A 14,233-nucleotide genomic window follows, 5' to 3' on the forward strand; every position below is an offset into this window, starting at 1 on the left:
TTATGAGTGACAGCAGCCGTAATCAACGTCGCTTTAGGACATTCAATGTCATCGATGACTTTAATCGTGAGGCGTTAGGTATTGAAAGAGCTTAAACAACTCCGTATGGAAAACGATATTTTAAAGCAAGCAGCACTGATAATAGGGCGAAAATCGCTATCCTAAAAGCAAATCGATATCGTTATAGCATAACAAAACTAATACCTTATCACAGACAAGCGATAGGGCGCTGATATCATAAAAAAATAACCATCAACAATTTAACTAAACGTTTTATTAATTTTTATAATACCGTTAAACCGCATAAAGCGATTGTAGAGAAAACGTCTTATGAGTTTTTAGATGATTATTTTAACCATGAAGTATAAACAACTAGGCGTTTTCCTATATCTAACCAATATTTTTAAATTCTATAGCCATATTATTTAACGATACTGCCTTGTTAACCATTACTGTTTCATTTACTTTAATGCTGATAATGTTTAAGATAAACCTACTTTTTTGATGTACTTTGGGATAATAAAGTTTGAACAATTTTGCAAAAATTATTGAAGTCGAACGTGGAGATATGAAGTTCGCTTATGTACAAAATGATGAAATAAATTATCTAGACCTTTTTGACCAGTTTTTAGCTGAAGAAGGGCGTCATCAATTGCTTGACCCAAGCGATAAATTAGAACGATATACTTATTTAATCAATCACAATCAAAGCAAATTTATTTTTAAAATTGATGGTGGTGTTGAGCACCGTTTAGAACGCAAACTCATCGCCAAAATAACTGGTGATTTTTATTTTAATTTAATTCGTAAACTGGCAAAAATATCACTTGATAAATGTGATATTGCTTATGAACTTTATTTGGTTGCTTTCGATAAAAGAACCAAACGTCATTATATGATATTTAATTTTATTGAAGGTCGCTCCCTAAAATGGGAAGAGATGAGAGAGTATGGTGATCAAGTCAAAAACTGCATTGAAAAACTGCACAGCTATAATTTAGTGTCTAATGATGTGCACGGTGGTAATTTTATTTTAACACCAGATGGAAAAATCAAAGCCATAGATTTAACTAACTCAGGCTTTATATGGTTAACCAAAGCCAATGATGCGATAGAGGCGCAAGAACGTTTTGATATCAAAATTAAGGTTCCTTTTTTTGCAATGGCAATTAAGAAGTTTACTCATGGGTTTAAGCGATTGTCTCGGAAGATCCGAGGGAAAGAAGATTAAACAAATCCATCGATAACTAAAACAGTCCTCAAACGTTTATTGTTCCTTAAAACATACGTAGCTTATTTTTTTGTTGTATTTAAATTATTTTTAAATGCAACAGGTTATATTGGATATCATAGTGATAATATTTGTCATCAATTAATTTATCGTATTAACTGTTTTTATTAGCTGATATTATCTAATTTTTCTTGTTTTTAGTCGCTGTATTTGAAAAATTAAAATGATATTTGATTAATTCAATTGGTATAATTAAAAAGACATCTGAGTTAAAATTATAAAAAGCAATATAAGCAATGATTAGAGAGTATTTATGGAACAACAAAATATTATTATGACAACAAAATCACCTCTTAAAGGTCGCATTCACTCTTTTGAATCTTTTGGTACTGTCGATGGTCCTGGAATTCGCTTTATCGTTTTTTTTCAAGGTTGCTTAATGCGTTGTTTATATTGTCATAATCGTGATACGTGGGATTTAAAAGCCGGAAAGGAAGTCACTGTTGAAGAATTGATGAAAGAAATTATTTCTTATAAAAGCTTTATTATGCCTAATGGAGGAGGTGTAACAGCATCAGGTGGTGAAGCAACGCTACAAGCTGAATTTGTTACTCAATGGTTTAAAGCTTGTCATCAAGAGGGAATTAGTACTTGTTTAGATACTAATGGTTATGCAAGACAGCTTGATAGTGTTATTGAAGAATTAATGAAAGTAACAGATCTTGTTATGTTAGATCTAAAACAAGTTAATGATGAAATTCATCAAAAATTAGTTGGTGTGCCTAATAAAAGGGTTCTTGAGTTCGCAAAATATTTACAAAAAATCAATAAAAGAACTTGGATTCGCTATGTAGTTGTTCCAGGGTGGACGGATGATGATGATTCAGCACATTTACTAGGTAAATTTATACAAGGTATGGATAATATTGAGCGTGTAGAATTACTTGCTTATCATAAATTAGGAGCTTATAAATGGGATACCCTCGGAGATGAATATAAGTTAGAAGGCGTAGAGGCACCACCAAGAGAAACACTTGATAGGATCCAAGGTATTATAGAAAGTTATGGTCATTATGTGACTTTTAGTAAATAAAATTAATAGGCACAAGATTAGGTATCTATTATAACTAATGATTAATTATTTATATTTTAAATTTGGTTGAATATTTGTTGCTATAATTAATTGCCTTATAGTTATATTTAAAAGATCGAGCTTAAAAATTGTCAACCAAAATTCCATAACTTTAGCTAGATTCTTTTAATATAAAATCTGTATATTAAATCTTGTTATTTTAATTAAAAGACAAAGAAAAACTTTAATAAAATAAAAATAATTTTTGAGTGTAGCGATAATAAAAATCAAACTAAAAACTAGCAAATATACAAAATAAGATTGCAACATACTTGATATGTGGTTTTCATTTTGCATCTTTACTTATTTATCGGTATAGTGGCAACAATTATTATTACTTGGTTATAAATTATAAATTATAAATATAACGCCATGTCTATTTGTCAGAAAATTGTAGTTATTATTTTTATTGGATTAATGAAAATAAGTTTTTTGCATGCTGATTATAATCAGCGGCTTGAATCTTTACGTTCTGCAATTAAACAACAAGAGAAGCGTTTAGAACAGCAAAAAAAAGAACATAACGAACTGATTAATAATCTAAAAAAACAAGAAACGGAAATTGCTAAACTTTTAACATCAATTGAAAAAAATGACTTATCACTTGTAAAGCTTGATCAAGAAATCAATAATTTAATTGAACAAATTAATTTATTAACTATAAAACAAAAACAGCAACGGACTATATTATCAAAACAGCTAGAAAGCGCGTTTAAACTTGGAAATATAACAGGTTTAGAGATGATTTTTTCGAACGAAAAAAGTGAACGAAATGATCGCATAATTGCTTATTATGGTTACATTAACCAAGTTAGACAACAACAAATTCATGATCTTCAAGATACACAAACCCAATTAAACGAGAAAAAAGTTGAATTACAAGAAAAACATGTATTGCATAAAACATTACAAATTAAACAGAAAGAACAACAAGCAGGGCTTGAAAAAAGACGTCAAAATCGACAAAATACAATAATCACTCTTGAATCAGCAATGCAACTAAACCAACAAAAATTAGCTGATTTGCGTAATAATGAAGCTAAATTACAAACAGAAATTGCTCAAGCAGAACGTGAAAATAGAAGCATCGCAGAAGAAGAAGTAAAACAAGCAAAATATATTGAAGAAAAACAGAAAAATAACAGTTATACTCTTAATTCTGATGAACGAGCATTAATGGCTCGTGTAAGTGGTATTGGTAAACCGCAACACCAGTTTAGTTGGCCCGTGAATGGTAGTGTTGCACATCAATTCGGGGAATTACTTCAAGGTGAACTACATTGGAAAGGAATGGTAATTAATGCAAAAGAGGGAACTGAAGTTAAAGCCATTGCTGATGGTCGCGTTATTTTGGCTAGTTGGCTACAAGGCTATGGCTTTGTTGTTGCGCTAGAGCATGGTAAAGGTGATATGAGTTTATATGGTTATAATCAGCGCATGTTGGTTGAGGTGAGTGATAAGATCAAACGTGGTCAACCTATTGCATTGGTTGGTTCAAGTGGTGGGCAAAATACAGCTGGATTATATTTTGAAATTCGTCGTGATGGCAAGGCGCTTGATCCAAGTGGATGGTTAAAATAGTGCGTTATTTTATAGCCATTTTTATTGCAAGTTTATTGTTGCTAAATACACATTGTGTTTGGGCTGCAAAACTTGCAATAGTTATTGATGATTTTGGTTATCATCAACATAATGAAGAACAAATAATTTCATTTTCGCCTAATATTACTGTTGCAGTTTTACCCAATTCACCCAATGCTAAACGCATTGCAAATAAGGCGCGTGAGCATGGTAATGATATACTAATTCACTTACCTATGGCACCACTAGGTAAACAACCTCTAGAAAAGGATACTTTATTTCCCTTTATGAATGAAGCTCAAGTAAATCAAATTGTAACAAATGCGATTGAGTTGGTCCCCCATGCTGTTGGCGTTAATAATCATATGGGAAGTTTAATGACGGCAAATCTTACCGGTATGAAGCATGTGATGAAAACATTGAGTAATTATTCACTGTTTTTCTTAGATAGCAAAACAATTGGTAAAACTCAAATAAAAAAAGCTGCAAGCTATTATAACATCCCTGTGTTAACGCGTGATGTATTTTTAGATTCTCAACAACAAGAAAGTGCTATTAGCCAGCAATTTGATTTGGCGGTAAAACTGGCACGTAAAAATGGCGTTGCTATTGTTATTGGCCATCCTTATCCACAAACAATCAATGTGTTAAAGCAAAAGTTAGCTAATTTACCTGAGGATATTAAATTGGCCAAGATAAGCCAATTAATTACGACAATGCCCACGCCTGTTTTGCATAAAACAATGCTGAAAGATATTTTTGAAAAATATAAAAAAAATTTTTATAAATTATCGAATATTAAAATTGAAGATGAATAATTTTTACCTTTTTTCTAACGTTCGGTGGCGTATTTGCACTTGTTTGTTTTGGGCTTTAAAAAATGTTGCCAATTGTTCCGCAATATAAACAGAACGGTGTTGTCCGCCCGTGCAACCAATGGCGATGGTTAAGTAACTGCGGTTATTTTTTTCTAGTAATGGCAACCATTGATTAAGGTAATTGGCCGTTTGGTTGATGAAGTAAGATACTTCATCGTGTTTTTGTAAGTACGCGTTGACTGGTTGGTCAAGCCCTGTTAGTGGACGCAAACTGACATCCCAATGAGGGTTAGGTAAAAACCTAACATCAAATACAAAATCGGCATCAATGGGCAGACCATGTTTAAAGCCGAATGATTCAAATATAATGGTTAATTCGCGCTCTTTTTTACCTAAAATGCGTTCTCTTAATAGATCCGATAGTTCGTGAACCGAAAGGCTATCGGTATTAATAACAAGACTTGCGTGTGATTTTAACGATTCTAAATAAGTTTCTTCAAGGTCAATAGCTTCTTCAAGGGAGTATTGTTGGTTAGAGAGTGGGTGTATGCGTCGTGTTTCGCTATAGCGTCGAATTAGGGTGTTGCGACCGCAATCGAAAAAGATAATTTCTGGCGTTACTGATTGCGGTAAGCGTTGAAAAATGTCATTATTGACGTCAAAATTTTTAGGCAAATTTCGTATATCAATGCTAATTGCCACTGGCGTGTTGTTGTCTTTTAATGAGTTGGCTAATTGCGGTAATAGCGCAACGGGAATATTATCAACACAATAAAATCCCATATCTTCTAACGCTCGTAGGGCTATTGATTTGCCTGAACCTGAGCGACCACTTACTATCATTAGAATCACAATATTAACTCCAATCTCATTAATACATTAATTATATACTGTTTGTTTTAGGATATACAAATTTGAATATAAATAATATTGCAACCATTAATATTCTGTTTTTATTTGAGCTATTAGTTGTTTAAGAGCTTGGCCTCGGTGTGATATTCGGCTTTTTTGTTCTTTGGTTAGCTGCGCTGCTGTGCAACCTAATTCTGGAATATAAAAAAGCGGATCGTAACCAAAGCCACCTTCACCTTGTTGTTCATTTAATATTATGCCATTCCATTTGCCTAAACAAACGATAGGCGTTGGGTCGACTTCGTGTCGCATAAAGACCAGTGCGCAATAAAAGTAAGCTGTGCGGGCTTCTTTAGGGACGTTTTGTAATGCAACAAGAAGCTTGTTATTGTTGCTTTTGTCGTTACTATGTTCACCGGCATAACGTGCTGAGTAGATCCCTGGCTCTCCACCAAGTGCATCGACCGCTAAGCCTGAGTCATCGGCAATGGTGGGTAAGCCTGTTAATTTGGCGGTATGCCTTGCTTTTAAAATAGCATTTTCAATAAACGTTAAGCCTGTTTCGTCAGCGTCGGGAACGTTAAATTGGCTTTGTGCAACAATATCAAAACCAGCATCAGCAAGTAACTTTTGCAATTCATTCACTTTGCCTTGGTTGTTGGTTGCTAATACAATTTTTTGCATTTTAATTTCCTTTATTTTAATGGGAGTTGGCTATTAGCGTAAGCCGTTTTATTTGCATTATTTTCGTTCTAAAACTCGGGTTCACAACTAAAAGTCATACTTTCCCCCGTTTTGGGGTGATTGATTGTTAGGAGTTGGGCATGTAATAGCAGCCGTTTTGACATGGCAAAAGCTTCAGGATGTGCATAAAATTTATCACCCAAAATAGGATGGCCAATCGCTTGCATGTGAACGCGTAATTGGTGTGATCGTCCTGTAAATGGGAATAATTGTATTCGCGTTGTGTTGTCAGGGTTGCGAGCAATGACTTGGTACTCTGTTAGTGCGTGCTTACCGTTTTCTACATCGACCATTTGCCTTGGGCGATTGGGCCAGTCACAAATTAGAGGTAATTCAACGCGACCAGTGTCATGCTCAAGATGTCCATGAACAACAGCAATATAGTTTTTTTTGGGAATGCGTTCTCTGAACTGTTTTTTTATTTCACGATCGGCAAGCTTCGATAAGGCTGCAACCATAATCCCACTAGTTGCCATGTCGAGTCGGTGTACTGATTCGACGTAGCTATATTTTTGTTGTAGGCGGTGAATAATACTATCAATAAATTGCGGTTTATTTCCTGATACCGATAAGATGCCTGGTTGTTTGTTGACAACAACAATGTGATCGTCTTGATATAAAATAGAAAGCCAAGGCTCGATAGGTGGGTGATATTCCAAAAGCATTTTTGTGTGACAATTTGTAAAATAAAATTATCACACATTCTAACAAAATCAACGAAAAGCGCTAGCTTTATAAATAGAGTTACTTACTCCAGATTGAGACCCTAGGAGATGAAAAAAACTGTGATATTAATATTGATAAACCAACGATAAGATAGCAAGCAAAGATGATAATCATCCATTGTGACATTTCGATAGTTAAAAATGTCCAAATTTTATCAGCGCAAGAACCATAAGCATTAAATAAGCTAGGTATCCATGAGTCTAACGGTAACCAAGTTGGAAACTGGACTTTAATTGAGCAAGTATCATTTAAACTTGGTTCAAATTGTAGGTGGGCATGAAATATCGCTAAAGTAAACCCTTTATAAGCACTAAAAAGCCAAATAGAAATACTGGTTAATCGAATAATTGTGTATTTAGGTGCAATAAGTGCAATAATGCTAGCTGACATAATGCCAAATATGGCACAACGCTGATAAATACAAAGCGTACAAGGTGCCAGTCCTAAACCATATTGGAAATAAAGCGCGGTTATTTCAAAGCTAAAAGTGGAAAAGAACAATAAGAGCCAAGCGAATCTGCTTTTTGAGTATTGATTAAGCAGTGATAACATACTATTTTATTCCCCCATATTCCGTTATAATTATTTTACTTTAATTATATGAATATTATCTATCGTTATTCCTTAATAGCAATAGTGTAATTTATTTTTGAATAATGTAAACGACTTTATTTATTGATGGCGGATTAATCACTTTTTATGGAATCAAATGCTCCACAAACAAAATTGCAAGTCTCATTTGTTACCATTTCAGAGGAAAATGCGACACAACGTATTGATAACTTTTTAATCACCTATTTAAAAGGTGTTCCAAAAAGTATGATTTATCGTATTTTAAGAAAGGGCGAAGTACGTGTTAATAAAAAGCGGATTAAGCCTGAGTATAAATTAAATATTGGTGATGAAATTCGTATTCCTCCTATTCGCATCGCTGAAAAAACCACACCTGAAATTTCAACCAAGCTTAATAAGGTGGCTGATTTAGAAAAAGCTATTATCTATGAAGATGATGTTTTATTAGCGATTAATAAACCATCAGGCATTGCTGTTCATGGTGGTAGTGGTTTGAGTTTTGGCGTGATCGAAGGCTTGCGTGCATTAAGACCCGAAGCGAAGTTTTTGGAGTTAGTGCATCGTATTGACCGCGAAACATCGGGTGTGTTGCTGATCGCCAAAAAACGCTCGGCATTAAAAGCGTTACACGAACAGTTACGCCTTAAGCAAATGCAAAAAAATTATTTGGCGCTTGTTAAGGGGAATTGGCCTTCTGAATGTAAGGTGATTCAGGCTCCTTTACTTAAAAATGTGTTGAAAAGCGGCGAACGAGTGGTGAAAGTCGATAAAGCGGGCAAACCGTCAGAAACCCGCTTTAAAGTTGAAGAACGTTTTGATTTTGCCACTTTGATTAAAGCCAGCCCCGTTACTGGGCGTACACATCAAATTCGCATTCATACTCAATACGCGAGTCATCCTATTGCTTTTGATGATCGTTATGGTGATAAGCAATTTGATGCGTTATTAACTTACACTAAGCTTAATCGCTTATTTTTACATGCAGCAAGCGTCAAATTTATTCATCCTAAAACTGGGCAAGAAATGCAGTTAAATGCGCATATGGATGATGCTCTACAGAGCTGTTTAACTTATCTTAGAAAAGATAAATATCAACAGATAGAATCTTAAAATAAAAAAGGTAGTTAGTACGAATGAAAGATCTCAATTTATATTTAATTAGACATGGTCAAACGCAGTGGAATATTAAAGACCAGATGCAAGGCTCAAAAGATTCACCATTAACTGAGCAAGGAGTTTTAGGCGCTAAATTAACAGGGCAACATTTAAAAGATATTTCTTTTATGCAGGCTTATTCAAGCCCACAAAAGCGTGCTGTCGATACCCGTAATTATATTGTGAATGAAAATAATAGGACTATTGATACTTTTGAGCTTGCCGATCTGCGCGAAATGGATTTTGGACTTTGGGAAGGCAAGCATGTGCCTACTTTAAAACAAGAAGTGCCCGAGTTTAACGTTTATTTAACTGATCCAGCTAATTTTGATGCGTCAGTCAATCAAGGCGAAAATTACGCTGATATTTTAGCTCGTATGAAGCAAGCATTAAATACCATTGTGCAAAATGCACCACAAGATTCAGGAAATATTTTAGTTGTGTCGCATGGTACGGTATTGCGTATATTGCTTTGTGTTTTAAATGGTGGCGATTGGCGTTTACATCGTGATGAGGAGTACTTTCCACGAATGTTAAATACCAGCATTAGTGTGGTCAACTATAAGCAAGATGATGATCACGCTGCTGGTGAATTTACGGTGAAATTCTACAATAATGTCGATCATTTGACCGAAAAATAAGAGTTTTTAATACCTCGATGGGTGAGTACTTTAATCACGAGTCGAGGTATTATTGTTACAATTTAATTTTGTTATCGTGCATAAGCAGCGTAACGTTTTTGCTGTTGTTGTAATTGATTGATTCTTGCATCGATTTTCGAAACCATCGTTTGATTGCCTTTGGTTTGGTTTTTTGCATTTTGTAAAATTGTAATCGCTTGTTTAAAATTACCTCTTAATGCGCTGATTTCTGCTTGCACACTCATTTCTTGCGCTCTGGAACGTATTTTTCCATAAGCAGTAACAAGTAAATCCCAACCATTGATATCGTCATTATGGTCAAAAGTATAACGGTGTAACAAACTCACCGCTTGTTGGTAATTTTTACTTTCTATATATGCATTTGCTAAATTTAATTGTAATGTCGAGCTATCGGGGGCTTTTTTTAGTGCCGCTTGCAAGCGCGTAATGGCAGCACTGCTATTGTTGAGTGCTAAATCAATATCAGTCATTAAATCAATATACCATATGTTATTCGGGTCATTGTCCAGTAATGGTTGCAGTTGTTGTTTGGCCTTTTGGTTGTTACCGCTTAGACTATCAGCTAAAGCATTACCATAAATAGCGGCAATATTACTTTGTTCATTATTTAGCTTTTTATAATCTTGTATTAGCAATTTTCCTGCATTTTTTTTGTTATTAATTAAAATCGCTAAGCGTGCTTTAGCTAAATAATAATTTAATGAAGGTGTTATGTTCTTTTTACTATATTGCAAGGAACGATTGCGAATATCTGTTATTCGGCTATTAGGTAGTGGGTGAGTAAGTAATATTTCAGGTGGTTTACTACTAAAACGACTTTGGTCGGCTAGTTTTTGTAAAAACTCAGATGAGGCATAAGGATCGAATCCCGCTTTTGACAGTGTTCTAAGACCAACACGATCAGCCTCTTGCTCATTACTTTGCGTAAAGCTGATCATGTTTTGTGCTGAACCCGCCATGGTGCTAGTCATTGCTGCCATGCCTGCTTCTGGGTTGGCTAGAGTCAGTAAAATGGAACCTAATGTAGCTCCCCAAACATAAGGGCTTGTGCGGTTTTGGTTTTCCATTGCTCGCGCTAAATGGCGTTGGGTAACGTGACCAATTTCATGAGCCATAACCGAGGCTAATTGGCTTTCATTATCGGTATCTAATATTAATTTAGAATGAATAACAACATTACCGCCAAAAAAGGCAAAGGCATTAAGTACATCACTTTTCATAATATAAAAATGGAAAGGTGTTTTTACCGATTCTGATTTAGCGACTAATTTTTTCCCCAAATCATTAATGTATTGGTTTAAAACTGGATCATTGATTATTGGGGTGCTGTCGCGCAACATGCACATATAATAGTCACCCATTTCCATTTCTTGGCCAATGCTAAGGGTTGCAGCTGCTGCGGTTCCTATATCAGGTAGATTGATATTATCAGCATAAACGATAGGGGTACTTTGTAGCAGTAACGAGGTAGATAGTGTAAATGCGATGACTTTTTTTAACATTATTTCAACCAATTAAGATAAGATTTATTTCAATACATTTTAGCTGAAAAAAAGCACAATATCACTTTGAATTTTTAAAGCGAATTTAATCTTTATGAGATAGTCGTTTCGATAGCTAGATATAAAAACACAACAGTAATTGGCTTATTGCTGTTGTGTTTTGACGGTTATTTCAAAAGTTAAGCTAATTGACAGCGATGTTTGATAAAATCGATAATATTGTCAACTTTTACCATTTCTTTATCGCCACCAGCTCGGTGTTTGTATTCTACTTCGCCGTTTTCAAGGTTGCGTTCACCAATCACAATTGTGTGTGGAATACCAATTAATTCAGCATCAGCAAACATTACACCGGGGCGCTCTTTGCGGTCATCGAATAAGACTTCAATGCCTGCAGCTTGTAAATCCGTATAAAGTTTTTCTGCAATCGCTTGAACTTTTTCAGATTTATGCATGTTCATTGGAATAATGACAACACTAAATGGGGCGATTGCTTCAGGCCAAATAATACCACGATCGTCATGGCATTGTTCAATAGCTGCTGCCACAATTCGGCTAACGCCAATGCCGTAACACCCCATGATCATAACGTGGTTTTGTCCATCTTCACCTTGGACGGTGGCTTTCATTGCTTGTGAGTATTTAGTACCAAGTTGGAAGATATGCCCAACTTCAATACCACGTTTAATTTGTAATGTGCCTTTGCCGTCTGGGCTGATGTCACCTTCAACAACGTTGCGAATGTCTTCAATACGCGGCAGGGCAACGTCACGCTGCCAGTTAATATTAAAGTAATGCTTATGATCGATATTCGCACCCGCACTAAAGTCACTCATGACAGCGACATCGCGGTCGATAATGATAGGCATATTTAAGTTAATTGGTCCTAATGATCCTGGTCCTGCGTTAACAATGGCGCGGATTTCGTCTTCGGTTGCAAATTCTAATGGCGAGGCAACGATGTCGATTTTTTCGGCTTTGATTTCGTTTAAGGTGTGGTCGCCTCGAACCAATAATGCAACAAGTTGGTGTCCGCTTTCTTTTGTGGCTTTAACCATTAATGTTTTAACCGTTTTTTCAATCGGCACATTGAACTGTTCAACTAATTCATCAATCGTTTTGGCATTAGGTGTATCGATAAGCTCCATGGCTTTAGTTGGCTCTGCTCTTTTTTGTGTTGGTGCTTGTGCTTGTGCCATTTCGATATTAGCAGCATAGTCTGATTCAGTTGAAAACACAATGTCGTCTTCACCGCTGTCGGCTAATACTTGGAATTCGTGTGACCAGTTGCCACCAATCGATCCAGTGTCAGCACGAACCGCTCTAAAATTTAACCCTGTACGCGTAAACACGGCACTATAGGCTTTGTACATGTCGTCGTACGTTTCTTGTAGTGATTCTTGTGTGGTATGAAATGAGTAGGCATCTTTCATAATAAATTCACGTGAGCGCATAACGCCAAAACGTGGGCGAACTTCATCACGGAATTTTGTTTGAATTTGATATACATTAAGCGGTAATTGTTTATATGAGCTGACTTCGTTACGCAGTAAGTCTGTAATGACCTCTTCATGAGTAGGCCCTAACACAAAATCGCGATCGCCACGGTCTTTAATGCGTAATAGCTCTGGGCCATACTGTTCCCAACGCCCGCTTTCTTGCCAAATATCTGCTGGTTGTACAACGGGCATGAGCACTTCAATTGCTCCTGCTTTGTTCATCTCTTCACGGACAATATTTTCAACTTTTTTAAGGACTCGGTAACCAGTGGGAAGCCAAGTATATAAACCTGCTGCAACTTTTCGGATCATACCGGCGCGTAGCATTAATTGATGACTAATGACTTCTGCATCAGCAGGGGTTTCTTTTAACGTAGAAAGAAGATATTTACTGGTTCGCATAAATTTATCCCGAAAAAATAATTTAGTTATAAATATAATAAAAATGTGAGTTAGTTTAACAGTACCAAGCGCAACACTAAAGCAATTTTATCGTTATTTTGATGTGAAATTAATTGTAATCTTATGAGCTAAATATTAAGAAATCCCGTTTTTGGGGAATAAACGTTCATCATATCTGCAGTATAAATGTCTATTTTTAAACTATTGCTTTTAGATGGCTTTCATTTAATCTTAGCTAAATTTACGTTAGAACAAGTTTTGCTTTCTTCGGATCAAAATTGATATCTTAATTGTATTTAAGTTATTAAGTATCAAGTTGAATGTTATTTATTGTATTGATTATATTTAACTTTTTATTATTTGTGTGACAATGATCACTTTATCAAAGATATTAAATTGATATCATATACACCAAATTTTAGATTAAGGAGTAGTAATAAAAATGAGTAAGTTAAGGACGAATAGTAGCCTAACAAATTCCAATAATGAGTCAATATTACCTAAATGGCGCAAAAGTGATTCATTATATGTAGAAATTCCTCGCGTTGTTTACAGTAATTTGAGAAACGACTGTAATGAATATACATAAAAAAACAAAATTAACGCCTTATCACAGACAATAGATATGGCGCTTATATCATAAAGAAAAAAATAACGGTCACCAATTTGACTAAACGCTTTATGGTCAGTCCTCCTACCATTAAAATCTATTGAAGATAAATTAAGACGGCAAGCTAAAAGCTATAACAAAACCTATCCGGGTGAAATGCTACACGTTGATACCAAAGGTTTACCTTTACTTAAAAATGAAACAAAACAGCAAACTCGATAATACCGTCTATTGATATAAATTTGATTTTATTTGGTTTTTTACATAAACGGGGTGCTCCTGAAACTTTTTCACAAAAATGACGCTGTCTTGATTTGTTTAGATAAACTGCGTAATAACCAGAGTATCAATCAAAAATCGACAAAAATCACCTGCTCACAAAAGAATGGAAAGCCGAAAACGTGATAAGAACTTTAAATTGAAATGTGCATAATCAGCATATATTTAGCGATTCACAAGATAGGAAACAAATACTTAAACACTTTATTAATTTTTATAATATCGTTAAACCGCATAAAATAATTTCAGGAAAAACGCCTTATGAGTTTTTGCCCCCATCCCAAATTTTTTGTACATAACTCCCTCCTTGCTTTGTTATAGATTCAATTATATATTCAGTGATCCTCGCTAAAAAAGTGGATAAAAGTTTGTAACCCCCCCAAAAATAGCACAACAAAAAAGTAGAAAATTCTCTATGATAAAAGTAAAGGGGATTTAATTATGAAAAAAATGACTGAACATCAAAT

The 14,233-nt window shown here is 34.9% G+C and carries 12 protein-coding genes; 6 read left to right on the top strand and 6 right to left on the bottom strand.

Features of this window, described 5'->3' with window-relative positions:
• Positions 1 to 526 precede the first annotated feature (526 nt).
• From GQ590_RS11120 to GQ590_RS11135, 4 genes are all read left to right on the top strand, one after another.
• On the top strand, positions 527 to 1,231 hold the full coding sequence (locus GQ590_RS11120; RefSeq protein ID WP_160409001.1) for a lipopolysaccharide core heptose(II) kinase RfaY: 705 nt from the start codon (positions 527 to 529) through the stop codon (positions 1,229 to 1,231).
• A 313-nt stretch (positions 1,232 to 1,544) separates the two neighbouring features.
• The gene (gene pflA, locus GQ590_RS11125; RefSeq protein ID WP_237397872.1) at positions 1,545 to 2,324 is read left to right on the top strand and encodes a pyruvate formate lyase 1-activating protein; all 780 of its coding nucleotides are present in this window, start codon (positions 1,545 to 1,547) and stop codon (positions 2,322 to 2,324) included.
• Between the two features lie 456 nt (positions 2,325 to 2,780).
• Complete coding sequence (envC, locus tag GQ590_RS11130; RefSeq protein ID WP_237397873.1) at positions 2,781 to 3,944, top strand: murein hydrolase activator EnvC; 1,164 nt, start codon at positions 2,781 to 2,783, stop codon at positions 3,942 to 3,944.
• On the top strand, positions 3,932 to 4,762 hold the full coding sequence (locus GQ590_RS11135) for a divergent polysaccharide deacetylase family protein (protein WP_160409005.1): 831 nt from the start codon (positions 3,932 to 3,934) through the stop codon (positions 4,760 to 4,762). The genes envC and GQ590_RS11135 overlap by 13 nt, the downstream gene beginning before the upstream one ends.
• Positions 4,763 to 4,765: 3 nt before the next feature.
• Here the strand turns inward: GQ590_RS11135 and rapZ are convergent, their stop codons facing one another.
• The 4 genes from rapZ to dsbB form a co-directional block, all read right to left on the bottom strand.
• Entirely contained in the window at positions 4,766 to 5,614 is an 849-nt protein-coding gene (rapZ, locus tag GQ590_RS11140; RefSeq protein ID WP_160409007.1) for an RNase adapter RapZ, read from the bottom strand.
• An 87-nt stretch (positions 5,615 to 5,701) separates the two neighbouring features.
• On the bottom strand, positions 5,702 to 6,298 hold the full coding sequence (locus GQ590_RS11145) for an XTP/dITP diphosphatase (RefSeq protein WP_160409009.1): 597 nt from the start codon (positions 6,296 to 6,298) through the stop codon (positions 5,702 to 5,704).
• 68 nt (positions 6,299 to 6,366) lie between these two features.
• Positions 6,367 to 7,023 carry a bifunctional tRNA pseudouridine(32) synthase/23S rRNA pseudouridine(746) synthase RluA gene (gene rluA, locus GQ590_RS11150; RefSeq protein ID WP_160409011.1) on the bottom strand — a complete coding sequence of 219 codons (657 nt, stop codon included), beginning with the start codon at positions 7,021 to 7,023 and terminating at the stop codon, positions 6,367 to 6,369.
• Between the two features lie 79 nt (positions 7,024 to 7,102).
• Entirely contained in the window at positions 7,103 to 7,636 is a 534-nt protein-coding gene (gene dsbB / locus GQ590_RS11155; RefSeq protein ID WP_160409013.1) for a disulfide bond formation protein DsbB, read from the bottom strand.
• A 147-nt stretch (positions 7,637 to 7,783) separates the two neighbouring features.
• On the opposite strand from dsbB, the gene rluC reads away from it, so the two are divergent.
• Positions 7,784 to 8,767, top strand: a complete 984-nt coding sequence (gene rluC / locus GQ590_RS11160; RefSeq protein ID WP_160409015.1) for a 23S rRNA pseudouridine(955/2504/2580) synthase RluC — start codon at positions 7,784 to 7,786, stop codon at positions 8,765 to 8,767.
• 23 nt (positions 8,768 to 8,790) lie between these two features.
• Positions 8,791 to 9,453 (top strand): histidine phosphatase family protein, encoded by a 663-nt coding sequence (locus GQ590_RS11165; RefSeq protein WP_160409017.1) that lies wholly within the window; start codon positions 8,791 to 8,793, stop codon positions 9,451 to 9,453.
• Between the two features lie 71 nt (positions 9,454 to 9,524).
• Here the strand turns inward: GQ590_RS11165 and GQ590_RS11170 are convergent, their stop codons facing one another.
• On the bottom strand, positions 9,525 to 10,976 hold the full coding sequence (locus GQ590_RS11170) for a M48 family metalloprotease (RefSeq protein WP_160409019.1): 1,452 nt from the start codon (positions 10,974 to 10,976) through the stop codon (positions 9,525 to 9,527).
• 179 nt (positions 10,977 to 11,155) lie between these two features.
• Positions 11,156 to 12,877, bottom strand: a complete 1,722-nt coding sequence (gene proS / locus GQ590_RS11175; RefSeq protein WP_160409021.1) for a proline--tRNA ligase — start codon at positions 12,875 to 12,877, stop codon at positions 11,156 to 11,158.
• Positions 12,878 to 14,233 lie beyond the last annotated feature (1,356 nt).

The sequence above is a fragment of the Gilliamella sp. Lep-s35 genome (assembly GCF_009795845.1).
Taxonomy (GTDB): domain Bacteria; phylum Pseudomonadota; class Gammaproteobacteria; order Enterobacterales; family Orbaceae; genus Gilliamella.